The organism is Pseudomonas sp. TE21394, assembly GCF_054057835.1.
This window is the reverse complement of record NZ_JBSRZR010000001.1, coordinates 1405430-1432338: the sequence shown is the minus strand read 5'-3', so window position 1 is coordinate 1432338 and position 26909 is coordinate 1405430. Positions and strand designations below refer to the sequence as shown.

The 26909-nt window shown below is 60.1% G+C and carries 22 protein-coding genes, 3 tRNA genes and 3 rRNA genes; 18 read left to right on the top strand and 10 right to left on the bottom strand.

Going from position 1 to position 26909, the window contains the following annotated elements; translation table 11 throughout:
• Positions 1–39 precede the first annotated feature (39 nt).
• Entirely contained in the window at positions 40–1521 is a 1482-nt protein-coding gene (gene trpE / locus ACVWZT_RS06735; protein WP_296234620.1) for an anthranilate synthase component I, read from the top strand.
• A gap of 32 nt (positions 1522–1553) precedes the next feature.
• On the opposite strand, the gene estP is transcribed toward trpE, so the two are convergent.
• Complete coding sequence (gene estP / locus ACVWZT_RS06730) at positions 1554–3443, bottom strand: esterase EstP (RefSeq protein WP_457468684.1); 1890 nt, start codon at positions 3441–3443, stop codon at positions 1554–1556.
• 368 nt (positions 3444–3811) lie between these two features.
• On the opposite strand from estP, the gene ACVWZT_RS06725 reads away from it, so the two are divergent.
• The 4 genes from ACVWZT_RS06725 (at position 3812) to ACVWZT_RS06710 (ending at position 7103) form a co-directional block, all read left to right on the top strand.
• Entirely contained in the window at positions 3812–4405 is a 594-nt protein-coding gene (locus tag ACVWZT_RS06725; RefSeq protein ID WP_296234616.1) for an aminodeoxychorismate/anthranilate synthase component II, read from the top strand.
• 9 nt (positions 4406–4414) lie between these two features.
• Positions 4415–5464 carry an anthranilate phosphoribosyltransferase gene (gene trpD / locus ACVWZT_RS06720; protein WP_170027969.1) on the top strand — a complete coding sequence of 350 codons (1050 nt, stop codon included), beginning with the start codon at positions 4415–4417 and terminating at the stop codon, positions 5462–5464.
• Positions 5461–6294 carry an indole-3-glycerol phosphate synthase TrpC gene (gene trpC, locus ACVWZT_RS06715; RefSeq protein ID WP_296234612.1) on the top strand — a complete coding sequence of 278 codons (834 nt, stop codon included), beginning with the start codon at positions 5461–5463 and terminating at the stop codon, positions 6292–6294. Before trpD ends, trpC begins: the two co-directional genes overlap by 4 nt.
• Positions 6295–6398: 104 nt before the next feature.
• Positions 6399–7103 carry a lipoate--protein ligase family protein gene (locus ACVWZT_RS06710; protein ID WP_296234611.1) on the top strand — a complete coding sequence of 235 codons (705 nt, stop codon included), beginning with the start codon at positions 6399–6401 and terminating at the stop codon, positions 7101–7103.
• On the opposite strand, the gene crp is transcribed toward ACVWZT_RS06710, so the two are convergent.
• The gene (crp, locus tag ACVWZT_RS06705; protein ID WP_457468681.1) at positions 7100–7744 is read right to left on the bottom strand and encodes a cAMP-activated global transcriptional regulator CRP; all 645 of its coding nucleotides are present in this window, start codon (positions 7742–7744) and stop codon (positions 7100–7102) included. The genes ACVWZT_RS06710 and crp overlap by 4 nt on opposite strands.
• A 191-nt stretch (positions 7745–7935) precedes the next feature.
• Between crp and ACVWZT_RS06700 the strand changes: the two genes are divergently transcribed.
• Positions 7936–8358 carry an OsmC family protein gene (locus ACVWZT_RS06700; RefSeq protein WP_457468679.1) on the top strand — a complete coding sequence of 141 codons (423 nt, stop codon included), beginning with the start codon at positions 7936–7938 and terminating at the stop codon, positions 8356–8358.
• A gap of 39 nt (positions 8359–8397) precedes the next feature.
• Here the strand turns inward: ACVWZT_RS06700 and ACVWZT_RS06695 are convergent, their stop codons facing one another.
• The 6 genes from ACVWZT_RS06695 to hemJ form a co-directional block, all read right to left on the bottom strand.
• On the bottom strand, positions 8398–9438 hold the full coding sequence (locus ACVWZT_RS06695) for a DUF2157 domain-containing protein (RefSeq protein WP_296234607.1): 1041 nt from the start codon (positions 9436–9438) through the stop codon (positions 8398–8400).
• A 10-nt stretch (positions 9439–9448) separates the two neighbouring features.
• Positions 9449–10096 (bottom strand): 2-polyprenyl-3-methyl-6-methoxy-1,4-benzoquinone monooxygenase, encoded by a 648-nt coding sequence (gene coq7, locus ACVWZT_RS06690; RefSeq protein ID WP_296234606.1) that lies wholly within the window; start codon positions 10094–10096, stop codon positions 9449–9451.
• A 65-nt stretch (positions 10097–10161) separates the two neighbouring features.
• Positions 10162–10500, bottom strand: a complete 339-nt coding sequence (locus ACVWZT_RS06685; RefSeq protein WP_225780157.1) for a histidine triad nucleotide-binding protein — start codon at positions 10498–10500, stop codon at positions 10162–10164.
• Positions 10501–10563: 63 nt separating this feature from the next.
• The gene (locus ACVWZT_RS06680; RefSeq protein ID WP_457468677.1) at positions 10564–11346 is read right to left on the bottom strand and encodes an SDR family NAD(P)-dependent oxidoreductase; all 783 of its coding nucleotides are present in this window, start codon (positions 11344–11346) and stop codon (positions 10564–10566) included.
• Between the two features lie 67 nt (positions 11347–11413).
• Positions 11414–12367, bottom strand: coding sequence for an NAD(P)H-dependent flavin oxidoreductase (locus tag ACVWZT_RS06675; protein WP_457468676.1), 954 nt, complete (start codon positions 12365–12367; stop codon positions 11414–11416).
• Positions 12368–12395: 28 nt separating this feature from the next.
• Complete coding sequence (hemJ, locus tag ACVWZT_RS06670) at positions 12396–12821, bottom strand: protoporphyrinogen oxidase HemJ (protein WP_457468674.1); 426 nt, start codon at positions 12819–12821, stop codon at positions 12396–12398.
• Between the two features lie 141 nt (positions 12822–12962).
• Between hemJ and argC the strand changes: the two genes are divergently transcribed.
• Both argC and erpA read left to right on the top strand, forming a co-directional pair.
• Positions 12963–13997 (top strand): N-acetyl-gamma-glutamyl-phosphate reductase, encoded by a 1035-nt coding sequence (gene argC / locus ACVWZT_RS06665; RefSeq protein ID WP_025337480.1) that lies wholly within the window; start codon positions 12963–12965, stop codon positions 13995–13997.
• 146 nt (positions 13998–14143) lie between these two features.
• Positions 14144–14494: an iron-sulfur cluster insertion protein ErpA gene (gene erpA / locus ACVWZT_RS06660; RefSeq protein ID WP_015268740.1), complete on the top strand. Its 351-nt coding sequence runs from the start codon at positions 14144–14146 to the stop codon at positions 14492–14494.
• Positions 14495–14552: 58 nt separating this feature from the next.
• Here erpA and ACVWZT_RS06655 read toward each other — a convergent pair whose 3' ends face one another.
• A complete protein-coding gene (locus ACVWZT_RS06655; protein ID WP_457468672.1) occupies positions 14553–15644 on the bottom strand; it encodes an anhydro-N-acetylmuramic acid kinase in 1092 nt (363 codons plus the stop codon).
• A 3-nt stretch (positions 15645–15647) separates the two neighbouring features.
• Positions 15648–17072: a peptidoglycan DD-metalloendopeptidase family protein gene (locus ACVWZT_RS06650; RefSeq protein ID WP_457468670.1), complete on the bottom strand. Its 1425-nt coding sequence runs from the start codon at positions 17070–17072 to the stop codon at positions 15648–15650.
• A 212-nt stretch (positions 17073–17284) separates the two neighbouring features.
• On the opposite strand from ACVWZT_RS06650, the gene tyrS reads away from it, so the two are divergent.
• The 10 genes from tyrS to ACVWZT_RS06600 all read left to right on the top strand — a co-directional run bounded on the left by tyrS (position 17285) and on the right by ACVWZT_RS06600 (position 26863).
• Entirely contained in the window at positions 17285–18484 is a 1200-nt protein-coding gene (tyrS, locus tag ACVWZT_RS06645; RefSeq protein WP_296234592.1) for a tyrosine--tRNA ligase, read from the top strand.
• Between the two features lie 570 nt (positions 18485–19054).
• A 16S ribosomal RNA gene (locus ACVWZT_RS06640) occupies positions 19055–20591 on the top strand.
• Positions 20592–20904: 313 nt separating this feature from the next.
• Positions 20905–23796 (top strand): 23S ribosomal RNA (locus ACVWZT_RS06635).
• A gap of 134 nt (positions 23797–23930) precedes the next feature.
• Positions 23931–24046, top strand: a 5S ribosomal RNA gene (gene rrf, locus ACVWZT_RS06630).
• Together the 16S, 23S and 5S rRNA genes form the textbook arrangement of a ribosomal RNA operon.
• 246 nt (positions 24047–24292) lie before the next feature.
• The gene (gene birA / locus ACVWZT_RS06625; protein WP_457468668.1) at positions 24293–25252 is read left to right on the top strand and encodes a bifunctional biotin--[acetyl-CoA-carboxylase] ligase/biotin operon repressor BirA; all 960 of its coding nucleotides are present in this window, start codon (positions 24293–24295) and stop codon (positions 25250–25252) included.
• On the top strand, positions 25242–25991 hold the full coding sequence (locus ACVWZT_RS06620) for a pantothenate kinase (RefSeq protein WP_457468667.1): 750 nt from the start codon (positions 25242–25244) through the stop codon (positions 25989–25991). The genes birA and ACVWZT_RS06620 overlap by 11 nt, the downstream gene beginning before the upstream one ends.
• Positions 25992–25998: 7 nt before the next feature.
• Complete coding sequence (locus ACVWZT_RS06615) at positions 25999–26424, top strand: hypothetical protein (protein ID WP_296233365.1); 426 nt, start codon at positions 25999–26001, stop codon at positions 26422–26424.
• Between the two features lie 152 nt (positions 26425–26576).
• A tRNA-Tyr gene (locus tag ACVWZT_RS06610) sits at positions 26577–26660 on the top strand.
• 24 nt (positions 26661–26684) lie between these two features.
• A tRNA-Gly gene (locus ACVWZT_RS06605) sits at positions 26685–26758 on the top strand.
• 29 nt (positions 26759–26787) lie between these two features.
• Positions 26788–26863: transfer RNA gene (locus ACVWZT_RS06600), tRNA-Thr, on the top strand.
• Positions 26864–26909: the final 46 nt, after the last annotated feature.

The following is a 26909-nucleotide window of genomic DNA, read 5'->3' as shown; positions in this document are numbered from 1 at the left end:
CGTTTGCCTGACCCATTGCTGCTTGCCACGAGGCTACCCATGACCCGCGAAGAATTCCTGCGCCTGGCCGCTGCCGGCTATAACCGCATTCCCCTGGCCTGCGAAACCCTGGCCGACTTCGACACGCCGCTGTCGATCTACCTGAAATTGGCTGACCAGCCGAACTCGTACCTGCTCGAATCGGTGCAGGGCGGCGAGAAGTGGGGCCGTTACTCGATGATCGGCCTGCCGTCGCGCACGGTGCTGCGTGTCCATGGCTACCACGTCAGCATTCTGCAAGATGGCGTGGAGGTGGAAAGCCACGACGTCGAAGACCCGCTGGCCTTCGTCGAAACCTTCAAGGACCGCTACAAGGTTGCCGATATTTCCGGCCTGCCGCGTTTCAACGGCGGCCTGGTCGGTTACTTCGGCTATGACTGCGTGCGCTACGTGGAAAAACGCCTGGGGGCCAGCCCAAACCCAGACCCGCTGGGCGTGCCGGATATCCTGTTGATGGTGTCGGATGCGGTGGTGGTGTTCGACAACCTGGCGGGCAAGATGCACGCCATCGTGCTGGTCGACCCGGCCGAAGAGCAGGCATTCGAGCGCGGCCAGGCACGTCTGCAAGGGTTGCTGGAAACCTTGCGCCAGCCGATCACACCGCGCCGGGGCCTGGACCTGAGCGGCCCGCAGGCCGCCGAGCCGGCATTCCGCTCCAGCTATACCCGCGAGGACTACGAGAACGCCGTTGGCCGTATCAAGGAATATATCCTGGCCGGCGACTGCATGCAGGTGGTGCCATCGCAGCGCATGTCGATCGACTTCAAGGCCGCGCCCATCGACCTCTATCGCGCGCTGCGCTGCTTCAACCCGACGCCGTACATGTACTTCTTCAACTTTGGCGACTTCCACGTGGTCGGCAGCTCGCCTGAAGTGCTGGTGCGGGTCGAGGACAACCTGGTCACCGTTCGGCCGATTGCCGGTACCCGCCCGCGTGGTGCGACCGAAGAGGCCGACCGTGCGCTGGAAGACGATCTGCTGTCGGATGACAAGGAGATCGCCGAGCATCTGATGCTGATCGACCTGGGCCGCAACGATGTCGGCCGTGTGTCCGCGACTGGTAGCGTGCGTCTGACCGAGAAGATGGTGATCGAGCGCTATTCGAATGTGATGCACATCGTATCCAACGTCACCGGCCAACTGCGTGAAGGGCTGACGGCGATGGACGCACTGCGGGCCATTCTGCCGGCCGGTACGCTTTCCGGGGCGCCGAAGATTCGCGCAATGGAGATCATCGACGAACTGGAGCCGGTCAAGCGTGGGGTCTACGGTGGGGCGGTCGGTTACCTTGCCTGGAATGGCAACATGGACACCGCGATTGCCATCCGTACCGCAGTGATCAAGGACGGCGAGCTGCATGTGCAGGCCGGCGGCGGTATCGTTGCCGACTCGGTGCCGGCGCTGGAATGGGAAGAAACCATCAACAAGCGCCGGGCAATGTTCCGCGCGGTGGCGTTGGCTGAGCAGACCTCTGCCAGGTAGATTGGTTGGGGCCGCAAAGCGGCCCCGGCGACCTAGAAGTCGACACTGACCGCCAGGCTAACCCCCTGCTGCGTCAGCTCATCACTCTTGCGCCAGTTGTAATTCCCACTCAGGTGCACCCCCGTCGCCACCTCATGGCTCACTCCAATACTGGACCGGGTCATGTCGCTGTGCGGTGTATACCCGGTCAGGGTAAAGTCATTAGCCGGCAGGCTGGTCAGGTGCAGGGTCACATCCTGCTGGTCATCCTCGAACTCATGCTCCTGCGCCACCTCAGCGAACAGCCGGGTGCTTGGCGCAACCTGCACGCTACCCAGCAACCCCACGCCCAGTCGGCGGGACGTGCGTTGCTGGTCATCGAAGCCCAGCGAGGTCGAGCGCCCGCTCTTCTCGTCATAGCCATCCACTTTCACCCGTGCATAGTCGGCGCTGATGAACGGCGCCAACTGCCAACCGCTGCTCTCTGCCGCCAGGTTGTAGCCGAGCCGTGCCGACATCGCCCAGGCTTCGCCATCGGTATCTCCCTTTTCGCTGCGGTCGTTCACGCCAAGGGCGAAGGTGCGCTTGAGATCGCGATAGTCCAGATGCCCTGCGGTCAGTGCCGCATCAGCCCACCAGCGGTCCTGGCGGTATTGGGCGAAGGCGCTGGCCAGGTAGCTGTCCAGCTTGTAGTCCGAGTCTTGTTCGCCGGCTTCCAGCTTCTGCCGATACACGCCGCCGGCCAGGCCCAGGCGCCAGGCGTCAGTCAGCCGATAGCTGCCGCCCAGGGTCAGGTTGTAACCGCGGCCATCACCGCTGGCCGCGCTGCGCTGGCTATCGAAGTCCAGGTCCTGGGCGCCGGTGGAGACGAAGGCCTGCCATTGGCCAACTGCCTGCCAGGGACTCTGCCACTGGCTGCGCAATTCGTCCTGGTGGGTGCGCAGGCTGGCGTGGGCCATTTCCGGTAGCAGGGTCAGCTCCCACGGGGCGGCGAGGATTGAATAGGCGTAGTCGGCAATCAGTTGCTGGCCGGCGATGGTCGGATGCACCGCGTCGTTGAACAGAAGCTTGGTAGGGTCTGGCGTGCTGCCATTGATGCCATACACCGGGTTCTCCACGCAGCCTTCGCCGCTGTAGCAGGTACCGACCAGGTTCTGGCCATTGGCCAGGCCATACTGGCTGGGGTCGGCCAACGCTTCACTCAACAGCACCGGGATATTGAGTGGAATGATTTCGGCATCGATCTGCCCCAGCTGGCCAAGCAGGGACTGGTTGAACGCGCCGGACAGCAACGACAGCGGGTTTTGCTGTGGCGTACCACTGTAGTTCGGGGTCTGGCCGAGGTCGGGCAGCAGCCACACCATGATGTAGCGGGCGCCACCTTGTTGCAGGGCCTGGGCGCTGGCGGCCAGGCGGGCACCGGCGGCCACCGCGTCGGCGGGGCTGTTGATCAACCCTTGGAGGAAGTCATTGCCACCGCCATTCAGGTAGTACAGCGCGTTGGGGTCGGCACGCAGGCCGTTGGCCAAGTAGCCTGGGCGATCGCGAAGCACCAGCCCGGCGCCGGGGTTGCCGGGCGGAATGACGGTCTCGGAAATCGTCGTGATCGAATCGAGGATCTGCTGGGTGGTGTAGCCGCCGACGGCCCAGTTGTTGCCGTCGGGCCGAATGCCCAGCGACGTCGAGGGATTCAGGTCGTCTGGCGCAATGCCCAGCCGCCCACCCAGGATCATTGGCGACACCGGTGCAAAATTGCCGTTGCCATCCCGGTTGGTAAACCGTGAGCCGGACGTACCGCCGGTCAGGTCGGGAAATTGCCCGGCATCGGCCAGGCTGTCGCCAAACACGATCAGCGAGGAGTAGGGCGAGGGTGCAGCGAAAGCCTGGCTGCAAGCCAATGCCAATGAGGCGAGGGTAAAACGTACGAACGGAGCTTTTCGCATCGGAGAACATCCTTTTCTTTGTTTTTATCAAGACAACCCGCCCGACCTTAGCAAATCGCAGGGCATCCCTCCCAAGTCCATTCGTTTCCCCGTGTTTACGGGGCATATTGCGCCCGTCGCCCCGGTAGGCTACTGTGCCGTGACGTATGAGCGAGACCTATCCTGTGTTGATCGTCAGCAAACTCTTGATGCGCGTAATCAAGGCCCATGCCCGTTGGCGTTGGCGCGCCTGACTTTATCTCCTGCCGGCCCGCCCGGCCCGCCCCTGTTTTCCTTCCTGTCTACCGCCCCTTGGGGCAAAGCCGCGCCTGTTGGCGGGCGCAGGAAGGTCGAATTCTGAAGTCAGTAGATTCAAGAGGTTTAACCCGATGTTACTGATGATCGACAATTACGACTCATTCACTTACAACGTCGTCCAGTACCTTGGCGAGCTGGGTGCCGAGGTCAAGGTCATTCGCAATGACGAAATGACCATCGCCCAGATCGAAGCCCTGAACCCCGAGCGCATCGTTGTTTCCCCAGGGCCATGTACGCCGAGCGAGGCGGGTGTGTCCATCGAGGCCATCCTGCACTTTGCCGGCAAGCTGCCGATTCTCGGGGTATGCCTGGGCCACCAGTCGATCGGCCAGGCCTTTGGCGGTGACGTGGTGCGTGCCCGCCAGGTGATGCATGGCAAGACCAGCCCGGTCTACCACCGTGACCTGGGCGTGTTCAGCGGCCTCAACAACCCGCTGACGGTGACCCGCTACCATTCCCTGGTGGTCAAGCGTGAAACCCTGCCCGAATGCCTGGAAGTGACGGCCTGGACTGCCCATGCCGATGGTTCGCTCGACGAAATCATGGGCCTGCGCCACAAGACCTTGAATATCGAAGGGGTGCAGTTCCACCCTGAATCGATCCTTACCGAACAGGGTCACGAGCTGTTCGCCAACTTCCTCAAGCAGACCGGCGGCCGCCGCTAAGGATCGACCATGGATATCAAGAGCGCGTTGAGCCGTATCGTCGGCCACCTGGACCTTTCCACCGAAGAAATGCGCGATGTCATGCGCCAGATCATGACCGGCCAGTGCAGCGAAGCGCAGATCGGTGCCTTCCTGATGGGCATGCGCATGAAAAGCGAAAGCATCGACGAAATCGTCGGTGCGGTGTCGGTAATGCGTGAGCTGGCCGACAAGGTCGAGCTGCAAAGCCTCGATGGCGTGGTCGATATCGTCGGCACCGGCGGTGATGGCGCCAACATCTTCAACGTGTCTACCGCCTCCTCGTTCGTCCTGGCAGCGGCGGGTTGCACCGTGGCCAAGCACGGTAATCGCGCGGTTTCGGGCAAGAGCGGCAGTGCCGACCTGCTGGAGGCGGCTGGCATCTATCTGAACCTGACGCCTACCCAGGTGGCCCGCTGCATCGACAGCCTGGGCATCGGCTTCATGTTTGCACAAAGCCACCACAGTGCCATGAAGCATGCCGCCGGCCCGCGCCGCGACCTGGGGTTGCGTACCCTGTTCAACATGCTCGGCCCGCTTACGAATCCGGCCGGAGTGAAGCATCAGGTAGTCGGGGTGTTCACCCAGGCCCTGTGCCGCCCGTTGGCCGAGGTGCTGCAGCGTCTGGGCAGCAAGCACGTGCTGGTGGTGCACTCGAAGGATGGCCTGGATGAGTTCAGCCTGGCTGCGCCCACCTTCGTCGCCGAACTGAAAAACGGCGAGATCACAGAATATTGGGTCGAGCCGGAAGACCTCGGCATGAAGAGCCAGAGTCTGCACGGCCTGGCGGTCGAGAACCCGCAGGCGTCGCTGGAGCTGATTCGCGACGCCCTGGGGCGGCGCAAGACCGAGAACGGCCAGAAGGCCGCCGAAATGATCGTGCTCAATGCCGGCGCAGCGCTGTATGCCGCTGACCATGCCATGAGCCTGAAGGCCGGTGTGGAGCTGGCCCATGACGTACTGCACACCGGGCTGGCCTGGGAGAAGCTGCAGGAACTGGGTGCCTTTACTGCAGTATTCAAGGTGGAGAACGAAGCATGAGTGTGCCGACGGTGCTGGAAAGGATCATTGCTCGCAAGTTCCAGGAAGTGGCCGAGCGCAGTGCGCGCGTCAGCCTCGCTGAACTGGAGGCCCTGGCCAAGGTTGCCGACGCCCCGCGTGGCTTTGCCAAGGCGTTGATCGAGCAGGCCGGACGCAAGCAGCCGGCAGTCATTGCCGAAATCAAGAAGGCTTCGCCGAGCAAGGGTGTGATCCGCGAGCATTTCGTGCCGGCGGAAATTGCCGTGAGCTATGAGAAAGGCGGGGCGACCTGCCTGTCGGTGCTGACCGATGTGGATTATTTCCTGGGCGCCGATGCCTATCTGCAGCAGGCCCGTGCGGCAGTTTCGCTGCCGGTGATCCGCAAGGACTTCATGGTCGACCCGTACCAGATCGTCGAAGCCCGCGCCTTGGGCGCAGACTGCGTGCTGCTGATCGTGGCAGCGCTGGAGGACGTGAAGATGGCCGAGTTGGCGGCCACGGCCAAGGATGTCGGCCTTGACGTGCTGGTGGAAGTGCATGACGGCGATGAGCTGGAGCGCGCACTGAAAATCCTCGATACGCCGCTTGTGGGGGTGAACAACCGCAACCTGCACACCTTCGAGGTCAGCCTGGAAGCCACCCTTGACCTGCTACCACGTATTCCGCGTGATCGCCTGGTGGTTACCGAAAGCGGCATCCTGAACCGGGCCGATGTGGAACTGATGGAAATCAACGAGGTTTATTCGTTCCTGGTGGGTGAGGCGTTCATGCGTGCCGAGCAGCCTGGGTTGGAATTGCAGCGGTTGTTCTTCCCGGAACTGGTGAAGAAGACTGTTCAGCAACTGGACTGACCAAACAAAGCCGGCCGTTTTGGCCGGCTTTTTTGTATGCCAGGCCTGGCCTTTCGCGGGTTCACCGGGAAGAGGCCGTAGACATCAATATCGAAGGTGGATCAATGACCGATCAACCCCTGGCCCTGACCGTCGAACAAGGCCTGCACGCCGAACAGGACCTGCTGGCCGCCGTGTGCCGCGGCGAACGCGACAGTGGCGTACTGTTCTGGCGCCCTACCGACCACGCTCTGGTCATGCCGCGACGCATGAGCCGCCTGGACAATTTCGAGGCTGCCTGTGCGGAGCTGGCCATTGCCGGCTGGCCGGTGCTGCTGCGCGAAACCGGCGGCGAGCCCGTGCCGCAGTCGCATGCGACGGTAAACGTTGCACTGGTCTACGTTGCCCCGCGTAGCGAAGGCGACCATGGCCGTATCGAAAATGCATACGAGCGCCTGTGCCTGCCGCTGTGCGACGTGCTGCGCGAGTGGGGCGCAGTGGCGTCGGTGGGTGAGATCGACGGGGCGTTCTGCGACGGCCGCTACAACGTCAACCTCAATGGTCGCAAACTGGTGGGCACCGCACAACGCTGGCGTCAGGGGCTGGGTGGCAAGCGCCCGGTAGTGCTGGTACATGGCGCATTGCTGCTGGACAACGAGCGCGAGTCGATGGTGGCCGCGGTCAACCGCTTCAACGAGTGTTGCGAACTGGACCAGCGCTGCCGTGCCGACGCACATATCGCCTTGCACGAAGTGGCGCCCGAGGCGCCCTGGTTCGAGCGCCTGTCGCAGGCCTATGCCAAGGTGCTGGCTGACCTGCCCAAGGCTTAACGCGTACCGTAGACCACCATGGTCTTGCCTTTGACCTGCACCAGGCTGCGCTCCTCGAGGTCCTTGAGGACGCGGCCGACCATTTCTCGGGAGCAGCCGACGATCCGTCCTATCTCCTGACGGGTAATCTTGATCTGCATGCCGTCGGGGTGGGTCATGGCGTCAGGTTGCTTGCACAGGTCAAGCAGGCAACGGGCAACCCGCCCGGTGACGTCGAAGAACGCCAGGTCGCCTACCTTGCGTGTGGTGTTGCGCAGGCGTTGGGCCATCTGGCTGCCCAGCGCGTAGAGAATCTCCGGATCCTGGCGCGCCAGTTCGCGAAATTTCTCGTAACTGATTTCGGCCACTTCGCATTCGGTTTTCGCGCGCACCCAGGCACTGCGGTGTTGCTCGCTGCCAGCAGGCTCGAACAGGCCCAGTTCGCCAAAGAAATCGCCACTGTTGAGGTAGGCGATGATCATTTCATGGCCTTCGTCGTCCTCGATGAGGATGGTGACAGACCCTTTGATGATGAATGACAGCGTCTCGGCCCGGTCGCCGGCGCAAATGATATTGCTTTTGGAGGGGTAGCGGCGGCGCTGGCAGTGCACCAGCAGCCTGTCGATGTTCTTTATCTTGGCGGGTAAGGCGGAAGCAACCATCACGAAATCCTGTTCGATGCGACGCATGGGCTTTTTGAAAGGGGTAGCCGGCGCGAAGCGCCAGTCATTTGGCGCCAGCTTATCAGACACTACAAGATGTTTCGGTATTAAACCGACAGGACTCGTGCTTTTCCCACGGCCATACAAGGTCTAAGCTGACACCCTTTTCCGAAAATCAGGAGTCCGGGTAGATGAAGGCACGTATCCAGTGGGCCGGTGAGGCAATGTTCCTCGGCGAATCGGGGAGCGGCCACGTCGTCGTGATGGACGGCCCGCCCGAGGCCGGCGGCCGCAACCTGGGTGTGCGACCGATGGAGATGCTGTTGCTGGGCCTGGGTGGCTGCAGCAGCTTCGATGTGGTGAGCATTCTGAAGAAGTCGCGGCAGGCAGTGGAAAGCTGCGAGGCGTTTCTCGAGGCCGAGCGTGCAGGCGAAGACCCGAAGGTGTTCACCAGGATTCATATGAACTTCGTGGTGAAAGGGCGCGGGCTGAAAGAGGCGCAGGTCAAGCGCGCGGTGGAGCTGTCGGCAGAGAAGTACTGCTCGGCTTCGATCATGCTGGAGCGTGCCGGTGTGGCGATCAGCCATGGCTATGAAATCGTAGAGCTGGGTTAAGGCCATGGTTGGGGCTGCTGCGCGGCAGCCCCAACGCTATCACCTGCGAAGCGCAGGCAATGCCGCCCGCACCCACTCAGGCAGCCAACCGCGCATCACCTGGCTCAATCGCTCGCGCCGTTTCTGATAAGCCAGGCCCAGCCCTATGACTGCAAGCCCGATCAAGCTCACCACCAGCGGAAACAGCAGCGAGTCGGCAAACACCTCATACGACAGGTAGCCCAGGTAGGCCGCCACTCCCAGCGCGCCGAATACCATGAACACCGGCCGGCGCAGCAGTACTGCCATGCCCATGAGTACAACGTTGACCAGGCAGTACATGGCCTTGCCCAGCTCGCTGCCGCTGTCCGTCAGCGTCAGCCCGCCCCAGAAAGCCGCCAGCCCGGCCAGATAGCCCCAATGTGCATAGTCTTCGCGAGTGCGGCCATCGACCACGATGCATACCACCAGCAGACCCAGCCCGAACCACAACGACACCTCGCGACGTTGCTCCCAGCTGAACGGCGAGCCGAACCACCATTCGCTCAGGTCCATCGACATGAACCACAACGCCACGGCCATCGGCATGATGATGAACGGGTAGGGGATCAGCCTCAGTATCAGCAGCCCGGCGAGTACCGTGGCCGCTTCCATTGCCAGCCAGCCGCCCTGCACATAGGTGTAGTACTGGTGATAGTTGGCCTGCACATCGTCGAGTGGCCACCAGCCGGCCAGCCGTTCGACGGCGAATACCGCCAGCGGCACGATGCTGACCGCGACTGCTGCCAGCACCCCGGCGGCGACGGGCTGGGCGCGATGTTGCAGGTTAACGGCGAACAGCGTGAGTAACAGGATGTAAAGGCTGGCGATGGCCAGCAGTGCCCAGTCGCCAATACTCATCCAGGCTTCGGTGAGCAGCCAGCCCATCGCCGCCATGATCAGCATGGCGCCGAAATAGAATGCGACATGGGCCAGCTGGAAGCTGCCGCGTGGCGCCGGCCGCTGGCGCAGGAAGGCTGCGAGGGCCAGGTCCTGGCCTGGCTGGAGAATGCCGGCGTGCACGGCGCGCGCCAGGTCCTTGGCGTCGAAACGGTCCGTCATGGTGATGCCTTCAGATACGGTAGGTACTCTTGGTCATGACCTTGGCCAGCAGGCTCATGCCAAAACGGACCGGTGCGGGGAAGCGATAACCACCGGCTGCCAGTGCGGAGTCGGCGTGCTGTTCCTCATCGATGCGCATCTGTTCGAGAATGGCCCGGGACTTTTCGTCTTCCTGCGGGATCTGCTCCAGATGTTCGTCGAGGTGCTTGCACACCTGGTGCTCGGTGGCAGCGACGAAGCCCAGGCTGACCTTGTCGCTGACCAGCCCGGCGAGTGCGCCGATACCGAACGACATGCCGTAGAACAGCGGGTTGAGCACACTGGGGTGGCTGTTCAGCTGGCGGATACGCTGTTCACACCAGGCCAGATGGTCCACTTCTTCCTCGGCGGCATGCTCCATGGCCTTGCGCACTTCAGGCAGCTTTGCGGTCAGGGCCTGGCCCTGGTACAGCGCCTGGGCACAGACTTCACCGGTGTGGTTGATGCGCATCAGCCCGGCAACGTGGCGGGCCTGCTGCTCGTCCAGGTCGACGTCCGGCTGGATGATGGCCGGCGAGGGACGGGCGGGTTGGCCGCTGAAGGGCAGCAAGGTGCGCATGGCGGTATCGGCCTGCAGCAACAAGCGGTCGAGCGGCGAGTAGTGACGTTCGGTAGCCATCGGGCACCTCCGCAAGAATGTGCCCGACAGTTTACCGCAATAGTGGCATGGTGGCTTGCCGTGGATCAGCCCGGAGGCCAGTGCATCTGGCGCTGGCCAAGCACGTGCATGTGGATGTGGTAAACGGTCTGGCCGCCTTGCTCGTTGCAATTCATGACAACGCGGAAGCCGTCCTCGCAGCCAAGTTCCCTGGCCAGGCGCTGGGCGGTGAACAGGATGTGGCCCGCCAGGCCCTTGTCTTCTTCGGTCAGGTCATTGAGGGTGCGGATGTGCTTTTTCGGGATGACCAGAAAATGCACGGGCGCCTGGGGGGCGATATCGTGGAACGCCAGGACCTGGTCGTCCTCGTAGATGATCTTCGCCGGGATTTCCCGGTTGATGATCTTGATGAATAAATCGTCCACAGCACTTGCTCCATGGTGAGGGTCGGGCCGAGTGTACTCAGCCAGGCGCCGCTCGCCCAGTGGCTATTCCATGCCGAGCGGGCAGTAGCGGCGGTGCATGAAGCCGGCCAGCTTGCGCACCAGCCAGCGGGGCAGCAGGCGCGGGACGAAAGCCAGCCAGCGGTTGCGCAGGCCGGGCATGATCAGTGCGCGGTTCTTGTCCAGTGCGCGCACGGTGTACAGCGCCACCTCCTCCGGGCTGAGGCAACGCGGCTTGCCATCGAGCCGCGGTATGCGCCGGCGCGAGGAGCGCACCGGGCCGGGGCACAGCACCGAGACCTTGATGCCGGTACGCTTGAGTTCTTCGCGCAGGGCCTGCGAGAAGCTCAGTACATAGGCCTTGCTGGCGGCATAGGTGGCCACCCACGGGCCCGGCGCCACACCGGCCAAGCCTGCAACGTTGAGGATCTGGCCGCCGCCCTGCACCGCCATCAGGTTGCCGATGGCGTGGCATAGCCGGCTCAGGGCGAGCACGTTGACTTCCAGCAGGTCCTGCTCATCGGCCCACTCATGGGCCAGGAACGGGCCGTAGGTGCGCAGGCCGGCACAGTTGACCAGCAGGTCGATGCGCCGTTCGCCTTCTTCCAGTTCCAGCACGAAGCCCGACAGGCGCAGTGGCTGGCTGAGGTCGCAGGCGCGGAACAGCACTTCCACACCAAAGCGCTGGGTAAGCTCGATGGCCACTGGTTCCAGCGTTTCACGCTGGCGTGCCACCAGGATCAGGTTGCGCCCGCGCCGCGCCAGCGCTTCCGCCAGGGCCAGGCCCAGGCCGCTGGAAGCACCAGTGATCATGGCGTAACGGGTCATGCAAGGCTCCTGGGGGCTGAAGAGGGCGCCTAGTGTACAGCTTGGCCGGGCCAGGTGTTGCCTTTTGCTAGGCGGTGCTGGTGGCTAGGGCCTGGCAGCGCAACAGGGCTTGCTGATACTCGTTGTGAAGGCGTTCGATCAGCGCACCGGCACCCGGCAGGTCATCGATACCGCCGACGCCTTGGCCTGCCGACCACACGGTCTTCCAGGCCTTGGCTTCGTCGTCTATCGGCTTGAGCTTGCCTTCGTTGCCAGCCTTGAGCGCGTCCATGTCGTAGCCCGCCTGTTCCAGGCTCGGGCGCAGGAAGCTGGCGGGGACACCGGACACCGCCGGGGTATGGACGATGTCGGCAGCATGGGCGCCCAGCAGCATCTGCTTGTAGGCGCTCTGAGCCTGGCTTTCGGTTGTGGCGATGAAGCGGGTGCCCATGTACGCCAGGTCGGCGCCCAGCACCTGTGCCGCCAGTATTTCGTGGCCATGGTTGAGGCAGCCGGCCAGCAGCAAGGTCTTGTCGAAGAACTGGCGAATTTCCGCGGCCAGGGCAAACGGGCTCCAGGTGCCGGCATGGCCGCCTGCGCCTGCCGCAACGGCGATCAGGCCATCGACACCGGCCGCGGCAGCCTTTTCGGCATGGCGGCGGGTGGTGACATCGTGGAATACCAGGCCGCCGTAACCGTGCACGGCATCGACCACTTCCTTTACTGCGCCGAGGCTGGTGATGACGATCGGCACACGCTGTTCCACACACAAGGCCAGGTCAGCCTGCAGCCGCGGATTGCTCGGGTGGACAATCAGATTGACGGCATAGGGCGCTGGCGCCGGCAATTGCGCCAGGCCGTCCTCGATCTCTTCCAGCCAGGCCTTGAAACCGGCGCTGTCGCGTTGGTTCAGGGCGGGGAAGCTGCCGACGATGCCGCCGCCGCAGCACGCCAGCACCAGCCTGGGGTTGGAGATCAGGAACATCGGGGCGGCAACCACGGGCAAGCGCAGGCGTTGTTCGAGCGAGGCGGGTAACGACATGGCGAGGCTCCTTGAGCGTGTGGCGATGTCAGAATGGCTTGACCACCACCAGAATCACGATGCCCAGCAGGAACAGCACGGGCACTTCATTGAACCAGCGATAGTAGACGTGGCTGTGGCTGTTGCTGCCGTTGGCGAAGCGTTTGCGCTGGGCGCCGCACATGTGATGGTAGACGGTCAGCAGGATGACCAGGGTCAGCTTGGCATGCAGCCAGCCCTGGCTGAGCCAGCCCGGGGTGAGGTAGAGCATCCACGCGCCGAACACGTAGGTGGCGATCATCGCCGGATTCATGATGCCGCGGAACAGCTTGCGCTCCATGATCACGAAGCGTTCCTGGCTGATGCTGTCCTGGCTCTGGGCGTGGTAGACGAACAGCCGCGGCAGGTAGAACAAGCCGGCAAACCAGCACACCACGCTGACTATGTGCAGCGCTTTGATCCATAGGTAAAGCATGGGGGAGTTCCTTCAGGTATTCACGGTCGTCAGATAGTAGTGGTCAAGCGCCCGAAGGGTCACCCGAAGAGTTGTTACAGGCGCCTTGCACCCCTATTATCGTGCGCTTTCCAGACGGCTCGTTGATAAGGGGCAAGCGTTATGATCAAGGTCGGTATCGTCGGCGGCACGGGTTACACCGGCGTCGAACTGTTGCGTCTGCTGGCACAGCATCCACAGGCCGAAGTGGCGGTCATCACTTCGCGCTCCGAGGCCGGCGTGGCGGTGGCGGACATGTACCCGAACCTGCGCGGCCACTATGACGGGCTGGCGTTCAGCGTGCCGGACAGCAAGACCCTGGCGGCCTGTGACGTGGTGTTCTTCGCCACGCCGCACGGCGTTGCCCATGCCCTGGCCGGCGAACTGTTGGCGGCGGGTACCAAGGTGATCGACCTGTCGGCCGACTTCCGTTTGCAGGATGCCGCCGAATGGGGCAAGTGGTACGGTCAGCCGCACGGCGCACCGGAGCTGCTGAAGGACGCGGTGTACGGCCTGCCTGAAGTCAACCGTGAGAAGATCCGCCAGGCGCGCCTGATCGCCGTACCGGGTTGCTACCCGACAGCCACTCAGCTGGGCTTCCTGCCGCTGCTGGAAGCAGGCCTGGCCGACCCGTCGCGCCTGATCGCCGACTGCAAGTCCGGGGTCAGCGGTGCTGGCCGTGGTGCGGCGGTGGGCTCGCTGTTCTGCGAAGCCGGCGAGAGCATGAAGGCCTATGCGGTCAAGGGCCATCGCCACCTGCCGGAAATCAGCCAGGGCCTGCGCCTGGCGGCTGGCAAGGACATCGGCTTGACCTTCGTGCCGCACCTGACGCCGATGATCCGTGGCATTCATGCCACCCTGTACGCAACCGTCGCCGACACTTCGGTCGACTTGCAGGCGCTGTTCGAGAAACGCTATGCCGACGAGCCGTTCGTCGACGTGATGCCGGCTGGCAGCCACCCGGAAACCCGCAGCGTGCGCGGCGCCAATGTCTGCCGCATAGCCGTTCATCGCCCACAGGGCGGCGACCTGGTGGTGGTGCTTTCGGTGATCGACAACCTGGTCAAGGGCGCATCCGGCCAGGCGGTGCAGAACCTCAACATCCTGTTCGGCCTGGACGAGCGCATGGGCCTGTCCCACGCAGGCCTGCTGCCGTAAGCCACCATCGGTGGAAAAGGCCCGCGTCGTGCGGGCCTTTTTGTATGTCGCGACTAAAGCCGCACAATTCTTGACCGATTTTCTCGGGAAAGCGGATAATGCGCGTCATCGAGTTTTATGGCGGCTAGCGCGCCGGGAGAATCAACATGAGCGTCGAAACCTTCACCCCTACGGCTTTGGAATTCACCCACGGCGCTGCGCAGAAGGTGAAGAACCTGGTTTCCGAGGAAGGCAACGATCGTCTGAAGCTGCGCGTGTTCGTCACCGGTGGCGGTTGCTCCGGTTTCCAGTATGGCTTCACCTTCGATGAAGACGTGGCCGAGGATGACACCATCGTCGAGCGCGAAGGGGTTTCCCTGGTGGTCGACCCGATGAGTTTCCAGTATCTGGCCGGCGCCGAGGTGGATTACCAGGAAGGCCTGGAAGGCTCGCGCTTCGTGATCAAGAACCCCAATGCTGCAACTACCTGCGGCTGCGGCTCGTCGTTCTCGATCTGAGGCCTGGCCATACGAAAACGCCGCGCAATTGCGCGGCGTTTTACTTTCTGCCGGATGCTCAGGCTGGGTAGATTGCGCCCAGTACCCGCAGGCCCTTGGCCGCTGTTACGCTAGGGCGGTTGGCAGCGATATTTTCCAGGCAACAATGCGCCAGCCAGGCGAATGCCATGGCTTCGACCCAGTCCGGGTCAACACCGTGGGTGCCGGTACTGGCGACCCGCGCGGCTGGTAGCAGCTGGCCAAGCCGTGCCATCAGGGCGCCGTTGCGCGCACCGCCGCCGCACACCAGCAGCGCTTCGGTGCCTTGTTGGGCATTGCTCAGCGAGTCGCTGATGCTGCGTGCGGTCAGCTCCAGCAGGGTTGCCTGCACGTCTTCGTCGCGGTAGGCGGGCAGGCGGGCAAGGTGACCGTCCAGCCAGGCCAGGTTGAACACCTCGCGGCCTGTGCTCTTCGGGCCGCTGCCAGCGAAGAACGGGTCGGCCAGCATTGTGTCGAGCAAGTTGGCCTGCACCCTACCCGAAGCCGCCCAGGCACCATCCGCATCATAGGCCTGGCCACGCTTGCGCTCGATCCAGGCGTCCAGCAGCACGTTACCCGGGCCGCAGTCGAAGCCACGGACCGGCTTGTCCTGCTCGATCAGGCTCAGGTTGCTGAAGCCGCCCACGTTGAGAATGGCCAGGCGCTGGCCGAGATGGCTGAACAGGGTTTCATGGAAGGCCGGGACCAGCGGTGCACCTTGACCGCCGGCTGCCACATCGCGGCGGCGGAAGTCAGCGACCACACTGATGCGGGTAAGCTCGGCCAGCAGCGCCGGGTTGCCGATCTGCACGGTAAAACCGCGCGCGGGCTCGTGGCGGATGGTCTGGCCGTGGCTGCCGATGGCGCGGATGGCATCAGCCTGCAGCCCCTGGCTGGCCAGCAACTGGCGGACACCTTCGCTGGCAAGCGTGGCCCAGCGGTTCTCCGCCAGCGCGGCGCGCGCGATCTCATCAGGGCCGCTGCTGCAAAGGGCAAGCAGTTCCTGGCGCAGGTCGCCGGGCATGGGCAGGTAGTGGGTGGCGAGCAGCTCGGGCTGCTCGCCTTGTTCGATCAGGGCAATGTCCAGGCCATCGAGGCTGGTGCCGGACATCACCCCCAGGTAGAGCGCCACGGCTTAGCGCTTGTTTGCCGCGAGCAGGGTGGCCTTTTCCTGATCCATGCGGGCAATCAGGGGCTGGCTCTGCTGCAGGAAGCGCTGGCGTTCGTTCCGGGCGATCGGATCGGCCATCGGCACTTTCTGGCTCAATGGGTCGACGTGCACACCGTTGACCTGGAACTCGTAGTGCAGATGCGGGCCGGTGGACAGGCCGGTGGTGCCGATGTAGCCGATGATCTGGCCTTGCTTGACCATGCTGCCGGTCTTGACGCCCTTGGCGAAGCCCTGCATGTGGCCATACAGCGTCTTGTAGCGGTTACCGTGCTGGATGATCACGGTGTTGCCGTAACCGCCACGGCGCCCCGCCAGTTCGATACGGCCGTCACCGGCCGCCTTGATCGGGGTACCGCGTGGAGCGGCGTAGTCAACGCCCTTGTGCGCGCGGATCTTGTTCAGGATCGGGTGCTTGCGGCCTGCTGAGAAGCGCGAGCTGATGCGGGCGAAATCTACCGGGGTGCGAATGAACGCCTTGCGCAGGCTGTTGCCGTCGGCGGTGTAGTAGCTGGTGTTGCCCTGCTTGTTGGTGTAACGCACGGCGGTGTAGGTCTTGCCACGGTTGGTGAACCGCGCGGAGAGGATATTGCCGGTGCCGACGACCTTGCCGTCCATCACCTTCTGCTCGTAGACCACGTCGAATTCATCGCCCGGGCGAATGTCCTGGGCGAAATCGATGTCGTAACCCAGCACGCGGGCCATGTCCATGGTCATGCTGTGGGACAGGCCGGCGCGTTGCGCCGAGGCCGACAGGGAGCTTTTGATCACGCCATGGGCATAGGCGGTACGCACGACCGGCTTGCTGATTTCGCGGTTGAAGGTGTAGCCCTTGTCGGTCTTGGTCAGGCGGATGGTTTCGAGGTTGCTGACCTTGCTATGCAGGCTGGCCAGCTGGCCGTCCTTGTCGAGCTCGAACTGCAGCACCTGGCCATGCTTGAGCTGGCTGAACTGCTTGGCCTGCTTGTTGCTGGCCAGCAGGTCATGCACCGCATTGGCCGGCAGGCCCACCTTGGCGAACAGGGTCGACAGCGTGTCGCCGCGGGCCACAGTGACTTCGCGGTGGCTGGGCTCCTTGGCGGTTTCGGCGGCCGGTTCTGCGGCAGGGGCGTCTTCCTGCGTGGCGTTCTGGGTTTCAGGGGTGGCGCCCTCGATCTGGGCAAATGGCGAGCCTTGCTCACCTCCTGCCTGTACCAGGGGCGCAGCGCGGGATTCGTCCTTCAACTGCTCGGCAGGGCTCTCCAGCTCGAGGTTGAGGGTGGTTTTCTTTGCTTCCACTTCGCTGGAGGGAAATACCAGCAGGGCCAGGCTGAGCAGGGCGGCGATGCCGCTGGCGGCCAACAGATGGCTTTTCGGATAAAGCGGGGGCGCTTTAGGCGGTTCGTTGGTCATGGGCACGGTGACTTTGAATAGGTGAAATGGAAAAGATGAATGACATGATGAAGATGAAATAACTGTATAAAATATAACCAAAACCATTTTCACGCAAGGGCGCGTAGACGCCGCAAGCCTGTATCCGGGTCACATTCCTTTGCGAAACTTGTAATTGACGGCCGATCTTGTATGGTTGGCTCCCCCTGAATCTGAGCCTTGCGGGTTTGTCTATGAAGTCGGTTGAAGAGCAGCTGGCGCTTATCAAGCGCGGTGCAGAAGAAGTACTGGTCGAGTCGGAACTGGTGGAGAAGCTCAAGCGCGGCCAGCCTCTGCGCATCAAGGCCGGCTTCGATCCGACTGCGCCGGACCTGCACCTTGGGCATACGGTGCTGATCAACAAGCTGCGTCAGTTCCAGGACCTGGGGCACCAGGTCATCTTCCTGATCGGTGACTTCACCGGCATGATCGGCGACCCGAGCGGCAAAAGCGCCACGCGTCCACCGCTGACTCGCGAGCAGGTGCTGGAAAACGCCGAGACCTATAAGCAGCAGGTGTTCAAGATCCTCGACCCGGCCAAGACCGAGGTCGCGTTCAACTCCACCTGGATGGACAAGCTGACCCCGGCTGACTTCATTCGCCTGGCTTCCCAGTACACCGTGGCGCGCATGCTTGAGCGTGATGATTTCGACAAGCGCTACACCACCAACCAGCCGATTGCTATCCATGAATTCCTGTACCCGCTGGTACAAGGTTATGACTCGGTGGCACTGAAGGCTGATGTCGAGCTGGGTGGCACCGACCAGAAATTCAACCTGTTGATGGGGCGCGAGCTGCAGCGTGCCTATGGCCAGGAAGCGCAGAACATCGTGACCATGCCGCTGCTCGAGGGGCTCGACGGCGTCAAGAAGATGTCCAAGTCGCTGGGTAACTATGTTGGTATCCAGGAAGCGCCGGGCGTGATGTACAGCAAGCTGGTGTCGATCCCGGATACCTTGATGTGGCGCTACTTCGAGCTGCTGAGCTTCCGCTCGATGGAGGAGATCGAGCAGTTCCGTGCCGACGTCGCCGCTGGGGCCAACCCGCGTGATATCAAGATCAAGCTGGCGGAAGAGATCGTGGCGCGTTTCCATGGCGAGGAAGCTGCGGCCAATGCACACCGTGCCGCAGGTAACCGCATGAAGGATGGCGAGTTGCCGGAAGACCTGCCGGAGGTTGAAGTGACTGCGGCGGAAGACCTGCCGATCGCTGCCGTGCTGAATCGTGCTGGCCTGGTGAAGAACTCGGCGCAGGCTCGTGATCTGCTCAGTGGTGGCGCGGTAAAGGTTGACGGCGCCGTGGTCGAACGGGATTTCATGTTTGCCCTGGGGGCGACCCACGTTTGCCAGGCAGGCAAGAAGTCGTTTGCGCGGGTAACCCTCAAGGCAGAGTGATAGCCGATAGTTGTAGCTATATAGAAGCGGGGAGGCCGTCAGGCCTCCCCGCTTGTTTTTCAGGAACGTTAAAGTTTCTTGAAATTAAAGGTTGACGCGATTTCGAATGCCCTTATAATGCGCCCCACTTCCAGCAACATCGGAACGAAAAACTCCTTGTTCATCAATGGGTTAAGTAGTTGCGGAAAAGCTGGAGGGGCTACGGTCGAATGATCGCAGCGGTCGAGATGAAGCTTGACAGCGGTTTTGGGCGCTGTATGATTCGCCTCCCGCTACGAGCGATCGCAGCGAGTCAAGTGTTTGAAGCTAAACGAGTTTCTCGCGAAAAACTTCAAAATAAACGCTTGACAGGCAATGAGGAAAGCGTAGAATGCGCGCCTCGGTTGAGACGAAACGCTCTTGGCCAAACGCTCTTTAACAAATCGAATCAAGCAATTCGTGTGGGTGCTTGTGAGTACGGACTGATAGTCACAAAGATTATCAGCATCACAAGTGGCCATGCGAGAAATCACATAGTCATTTGAGATTGCTGAGCCAGGTTTAGGGTTTCTTAAAAACCCAAGCAGTATTGAACTGAAGAGTTTGATCATGGCTCAGATTGAACGCTGGCGGCAGGCCTAACACATGCAAGTCGAGCGGATGACGGGAGCTTGCTCCTTGATTCAGCGGCGGACGGGTGAGTAATGCCTAGGAATCTGCCTGGTAGTGGGGGACAACGTTTCGAAAGGAACGCTAATACCGCATACGTCCTACGGGAGAAAGCAGGGGACCTTCGGGCCTTGCGCTATCAGATGAGCCTAGGTCGGATTAGCTAGTTGGTGAGGTAATGGCTCACCAAGGCGACGATCCGTAACTGGTCTGAGAGGATGATCAGTCACACTGGAACTGAGACACGGTCCAGACTCCTACGGGAGGCAGCAGTGGGGAATATTGGACAATGGGCGAAAGCCTGATCCAGCCATGCCGCGTGTGTGAAGAAGGTCTTCGGATTGTAAAGCACTTTAAGTTGGGAGGAAGGGCAGTAAGTTAATACCTTGCTGTTTTGACGTTACCGACAGAATAAGCACCGGCTAACTCTGTGCCAGCAGCCGCGGTAATACAGAGGGTGCAAGCGTTAATCGGAATTACTGGGCGTAAAGCGCGCGTAGGTGGTTCGTTAAGTTGGATGTGAAAGCCCCGGGCTCAACCTGGGAACTGCATCCAAAACTGGCGAGCTAGAGTACGGTAGAGGGTGGTGGAATTTCCTGTGTAGCGGTGAAATGCGTAGATATAGGAAGGAACACCAGTGGCGAAGGCGACCACCTGGACTGATACTGACACTGAGGTGCGAAAGCGTGGGGAGCAAACAGGATTAGATACCCTGGTAGTCCACGCCGTAAACGATGTCAACTAGCCGTTGGAATCCTTGAGATTTTAGTGGCGCAGCTAACGCATTAAGTTGACCGCCTGGGGAGTACGGCCGCAAGGTTAAAACTCAAATGAATTGACGGGGGCCCGCACAAGCGGTGGAGCATGTGGTTTAATTCGAAGCAACGCGAAGAACCTTACCAGGCCTTGACATGCAGAGAACTTTCCAGAGATGGATTGGTGCCTTCGGGAACTCTGACACAGGTGCTGCATGGCTGTCGTCAGCTCGTGTCGTGAGATGTTGGGTTAAGTCCCGTAACGAGCGCAACCCTTGTCCTTAGTTACCAGCACGTCATGGTGGGCACTCTAAGGAGACTGCCGGTGACAAACCGGAGGAAGGTGGGGATGACGTCAAGTCATCATGGCCCTTACGGCCTGGGCTACACACGTGCTACAATGGTCGGTACAGAGGGTTGCCAAGCCGCGAGGTGGAGCTAATCTCACAAAACCGATCGTAGTCCGGATCGCAGTCTGCAACTCGACTGCGTGAAGTCGGAATCGCTAGTAATCGCGAATCAGAATGTCGCGGTGAATACGTTCCCGGGCCTTGTACACACCGCCCGTCACACCATGGGAGTGGGTTGCACCAGAAGTAGCTAGTCTAACCTTCGGGGGGACGGTTACCACGGTGTGATTCATGACTGGGGTGAAGTCGTAACAAGGTAGCCGTAGGGGAACCTGCGGCTGGATCACCTCCTTAATCGACGACATCAGCCTGCTGATGAGCTCCCACACGAATTGCTTGATTCATGGTTGAAGGCGACCAACGCCCTGCCTGGGGCGCGTTGTACCTGATCAAACTCAGAAATGAACATTCGCATCGAATGTTGATTTCTGGCTTTTGTCAGATCGTTCTTTAAAAATTCGGATATGTGATAGATATAGACTGATGGCCAGTTTCACTGCTGGTTATCAGGCTAAGGTAAAATTTGTGAGTTCTGCTCGAAAGAGCAACATGCGAATTTTCGGCGAATGTCGTCTTCACAGTATAACCAGATTGCTTGGGGTTATATGGTCAAGTGAAGAAGCGCATACGGTGGATGCCTTGGCAGTCAGAGGCGATGAAAGACGTGGTAGCCTGCGATAAGCTTTGGGGAGTCGGCAAACAGACTGTGATCCAGAGATCTCTGAATGGGGGAACCCACTCAGCACAAGCTGAGTATCTTGTACTGAATACATAGGTGCAAGAGGCGAACCAGGGGAACTGAAACATCTAAGTACCCTGAGGAAAAGAAATCAACCGAGATTCCCTTAGTAGTGGCGAGCGAACGGGGACCAGCCCTTAAGTTGGTTTGAGATTAGTGGAACGCTCTGGAAAGTGCGGCCATAGTGGGTGATAGCCCCGTACACGAAAATCTCTTGTCAATGAAATCGAGTAGGACGGAGCACGAGAAACTTTGTCTGAACATGGGGGGACCATCCTCCAAGGCTAAATACTACTGACTGACCGATAGTGAACCAGTACCGTGAGGGAAAGGCGAAAAGAACCCCGGAGAGGGGAGTGAAATAGAACCTGAAACCGTATGCGTACAAGCAGTGGGAGCCTACTTTGTTAGGTGACTGCGTACCTTTTGTATAATGGGTCAGCGACTTATATTCAGTGGCGAGCTTAACCGAATAGGGGAGGCGTAGCGAAAGCGAGTCTTAATAGGGCGTTTAGTCGCTGGGTATAGACCCGAAACCGGGCGATCTATCCATGGGCAGGTTGAAGGTTAGGTAACACTGACTGGAGGACCGAACCGACTACCGTTGAAAAGTTAGCGGATGACCTGTGGATCGGAGTGAAAGGCTAATCAAGCTCGGAGATAGCTGGTTCTCCTCGAAAGCTATTTAGGTAGCGCCTCATGTATCACTCCAGGGGGTAGAGCACTGTTTCGGCTAGGGGGTCATCCCGACTTACCAAACCGATGCAAACTCCGAATACCTGGAAGTGCCGAGCATGGGAGACACACGGCGGGTGCTAACGTCCGTCGTGAAAAGGGAAACAACCCAGACCGTCAGCTAAGGTCCCAAAGTCATGGTTAAGTGGGAAACGATGTGGGAAGGCTTAGACAGCTAGGAGGTTGGCTTAGAAGCAGCCACCCTTTAAAGAAAGCGTAATAGCTCACTAGTCGAGTCGGCCTGCGCGGAAGATGTAACGGGGCTCAAACCATGCACCGAAGCTACGGGTGTCATCTTTGATGACGCGGTAGAGGAGCGTTCTGTAAGCCTGTGAAGGTGAGTTGAGAAGCTTGCTGGAGGTATCAGAAGTGCGAATGCTGACATGAGTAACGACAATGCGAGTGAAAAACTCGCACGCCGAAAGACCAAGGTTTCCTGCGCAACGTTAATCGACGCAGGGTTAGTCGGTCCCTAAGGCGAGGCTGAAAAGCGTAGTCGATGGAAAACAGGTTAATATTCCTGTACTTCCAGTTATTGCGATGGAGGGACGGAGAAGGTTAGGCCAGCCTGGCGTTGGTTGTCCAGGTTTAAGGTGGTAGGCTGGAATCTTAGGCAAATCCGGGATTTCAAGGCCGAGAGCTGATGACGAGTTGCCTTCAGGCGACGAAGTGGTTGATACCATGCTTCCAAGAAAAGCTCCTAAGCTTCAGATAACTGGGAACCGTACCCCAAACCGACACAGGTGGTTAGGTAGAGAATACCAAGGCGCTTGAGAGAACTCGGGTGAAGGAACTAGGCAAAATGGCACCGTAACTTCGGGAGAAGGTGCGCCGGCGAGGGTGAAGGACTTGCTCCGTAAGCCCATGCCGGTCGAAGATACCAGGCCGCTGCGACTGTTTATTAAAAACACAGCACTCTGCAAACACGAAAGTGGACGTATAGGGTGTGACGCCTGCCCGGTGCCGGAAGGTTAATTGATGGGGTTAGCGCAAGCGAAGCTCTTGATCGAAGCCCCGGTAAACGGCGGCCGTAACTATAACGGTCCTAAGGTAGCGAAATTCCTTGTCGGGTAAGTTCCGACCTGCACGAATGGCGTAACGATGGCGGCGCTGTCTCCACCCGAGACTCAGTGAAATTGAAATCGCTGTGAAGATGCAGTGTATCCGCGGCTAGACGGAAAGACCCCGTGAACCTTTACTATAGCTTTGCACTGGACTTTGAATTTGCTTGTGTAGGATAGGTGGGAGGCTTTGAAGTGGGGACGCCAGTTCTCATGGAGCCATCCTTGAAATACCACCCTGGCAACTTTGAGGTTCTAACTCAGGTCCGTTATCCGGATCGAGGACAGTGTATGGTGGGTAGTTTGACTGGGGCGGTCTCCTCCCAAAGAGTAACGGAGGAGTACGAAGGTGCGCTCAGACCGGTCGGAAATCGGTCGTAGAGTATAAAGGCAAAAGCGCGCTTGACTGCGAGACAAACACGTCGAGCAGGTACGAAAGTAGGTCTTAGTGATCCGGTGGTTCTGTATGGAAGGGCCATCGCTCAACGGATAAAAGGTACTCCGGGGATAACAGGCTGATACCGCCCAAGAGTTCATATCGACGGCGGTGTTTGGCACCTCGATGTCGGCTCATCACATCCTGGGGCTGAAGCCGGTCCCAAGGGTATGGCTGTTCGCCATTTAAAGTGGTACGCGAGCTGGGTTTAGAACGTCGTGAGACAGTTCGGTCCCTATCTGCCGTGGACGTTTGAGATTTGAGAGGGGCTGCTCCTAGTACGAGAGGACCGGAGTGGACGAACCTCTGGTGTTCCGGTTGTCACGCCAGTGGCATTGCCGGGTAGCTATGTTCGGAAGAGATAACCGCTGAAAGCATCTAAGCGGGAAACTTGCCTCAAGATGAGATCTCACTGGAACCTTGAGTTCCCTGAAGGGCCGTCGAAGACTACGACGTTGATAGGTTGGGTGTGTAAGCGCTGTGAGGCGTTGAGCTAACCAATACTAATTGCCCGTGAGGCTTGACCATATAACACCCAAGCAATTTGCCGACGCAGATTGCGGTGGTGAAGATGATACGAACCGAAAGTTCGCAACGAACCACGAACATCACATATCCGGATTCGCTGGAGTGTCTACCAGGACCTTCTGGCAACAGAATTTCTTGACGACCATAGAGCATTGGAACCACCTGATCCCATCCCGAACTCAGCAGTGAAACGATGCATCGCCGATGGTAGTGTGGGGCTTCCCCATGTGAGAGTAGGTCATCGTCAAGATTCATTTCGCAAAACCCCTATCTGCGCATGCAGGTAGGGGTTTTGTCTTTGTGGCGCAAAAGTCCTTGCGCAGCCCAGGTGGCTGCGGGCGACGTGGTAGTCGGTGCTCGCGGGCGTGCCCGTTCCCACATCGGACCTGATGCCAGGTCGCAACAAAGGCCGCTCGCCCTTGTCGACAGGCCCTTTTCCTATGCAAGCCAACAGCCCATAGCTATCATGCCTGCCTTATTCCAAGTCGAGACTGGCATGCTGAAGTTGTTGAATCTTCTCAAGGATGGCCGGTTCCATTCCGGAGAAGCTCTGGGGGTAGCCCTCGGGGTGAGTCGCAGCGCCGTTTGGAAGCAGCTGCAGCACCTGGAGAGTGAACTGAACCTCACCATTCACAAGGTCCGTGGGCGCGGCTATCAATTGGCGGCGCCACTGGCCTTGCTCGATGCGCAGGCGATCGCCGGGTTTGCTACAGGCGAGCAGTGGCCCGTTTTCATTCATGAGACCATTGATTCGACCAATGCCGAAGGTCTGCGACTGGCCGGTGAAGGGCAGACGGCTCCGTTTCTGGTTCTGGCCGAACGGCAGAGCGCCGGTCGTGGCCGACGCGGCCGGCAATGGGTCAGCCCGTTTGCTGAAAATCTCTATTACAGCCTGGTGCTTCGTGTGGATGGCGGCATGCGCCAACTCGAGGGCCTGAGTCTGGTGGTTGGGTTGGCGGTAATGCGCACGCTGCAGGTGTTCGGGGTGAAGGATGTGGGGCTAAAGTGGCCAAACGACGTCCTTGTTCGCGGGCAGAAGATTACCGGCATTCTCCTAGAGCTGGTCGGCGACCCGGCAGATGTCTGTCATGTGGTGCTGGGTATCGGTATCAATGTGAACATGCAGGCCAACGATCAAGTCGACCAGGAGTGGACTTCGATGCTCCGTGAGGTGGGTGTAGCAATCGATCGCAACCGTCTGGTCGCGTTGCTCAGCCAGCAGTTGCAGCATGAGCTGGCCCGGCATCGTCGTTATGGATTTGCCGCATTCCAGGAAGAATGGGAACAGGCGCACCTATGGCAAGGACGTAACGTTTCACTGATCGCCGGTAGCACACGTATTGATGGCGTGGTTCTGGGCGTCGATGGGCAGGGCGGCTTGCGCCTTGAGGTGGGCGGAGTGGAGAAGAGCTTCAGTGGTGGTGAGCTCAGTTTGAGGTTGCGTAATGATTCTTGAGCTCGATTGCGGTAACAGCTTCATCAAGTGGCGGGTAATCCATGTCGCTGATGCAGCGATTGAGAGCGGCGGCATCGTTGACTCTGACCAAGCTTTGGTGGCTGAAGTGGCTGCACTGGCGTCGGTGCGTTTGACTGGCTGCCGTATTGTCAGCGTGCGCAGCGAGGATGAAACCGACGCGCTTTGCGCCCTGATTGCCCAGGCGTTTTCCGTACAGGCGCTTGTAGCGCACCCGGCCCGGGAAATGGCTGGTGTGCGCAATGGCTATGAGGATTACCAGCGCCTGGGGATGGACCGTTGGCTGGCCGCTCTGGGGGCGTTCCACCTGGCCAGAGGTGCTTGTCTGGTCATTGACCTGGGTACAGCTGCAAAAGCGGATTTCGTTGCTGCGGACGGTGAGCACCTCGGTGGTTACATCTGCCCGGGTATGCCATTGATGCGTAGTCAGCTGCGCACGCATACCCGGCGTATCCGTTATGACGATGCCTCCGCCGAGCGTGCATTGACCAGCCTGGCGCCTGGTCGCTCGACTGTAGAAGCGGTCGAGCGCGGATGCGTATTGATGCTCCAGGGCTTTGCGCGTACCCAGCTCGAACAGGCGCGTGCCCTGTGGGGGGAAGATTTCGCGGTGTTCCTTACTGGTGGTGATGCGCCGCTGGTCAGGGAGGCCGTGCCGCAGGCGCGAGTCGTGCCTGACCTGGTTTTCGTTGGCCTGGCCATGGCCTGCCCATTGAATTGAGGTGCCTATGCGTTGGTTGTTTCTGTTGTTGCTGGTGCTCAACGTCTTTTATTACGTGTGGCATCAGCAGGAAGCCCCGCTGAAGGTCAAGGAGGTCGCCCCTCTGTCGTTGTACAAGGGGAATCAGCAGGAAATCCGTCTGTTGCGTGAAACGGGCGTGTCAACACCGGCCAAGCGCCGGGATGAGTGCCTGGTGGTGGGTGGCGTGATGGGGCAGGGCGAAATCGATGCGCTGCGTCAGCGCCTGTTGAGCCTGGATATTGCCACGCTACCGGTGATGGGGCAGCTGCCGGGGGCGGATGGTCGCTGGCTCAAGGTTGCCCCTGAGAGCGAGCGTTTGTTGGACCAATCCGTGCTCGCCGCTCTTTCCAATGATTTCAAAGACTTAAAACATAAAATTATTTTCTGCCAGGGTATTGCAACTGGTGAATAGCTTGATAGAATGGCGCCCGCTTCACAGGGAACACCACTCAGGTGGTAGAACCGGAAGCGGTGTCAAAGTAGCTAAGTTTCAGATTTTATTGAAAAAATTTGAAAAAACGCTTGACACTAGGGCGGCAGACAAATAGAATGCCGGCCACATCTGGAGGGATTCCCGAGCGGTCAAAGGGGACGGACTGTAAATCCGTTGCGAGAGCTTCGAAGGTTCGAATCCTTCTCCCTCCACCAGTTTTAGCGAGAGCCGCAAGCTCCGCGGGTATAGTTTAGTGGTAGAACCTCAGCCTTCCAAGCTGATGATGCGGGTTCGATTCCCGCTACCCGCTCCAAGTTTGCTGGATTTTGCACAAAGTGTTTCGCTCTTGTAGCTCAGTTGGTAGAGCACACCCTTGGTAAGGGTGAGGTCAGCGGTTCAAGTCCGCTCAAGAGCTCCATATAAACAAGGCAGATATGAAAATATCTGCCTTTGTTTTATCAGCG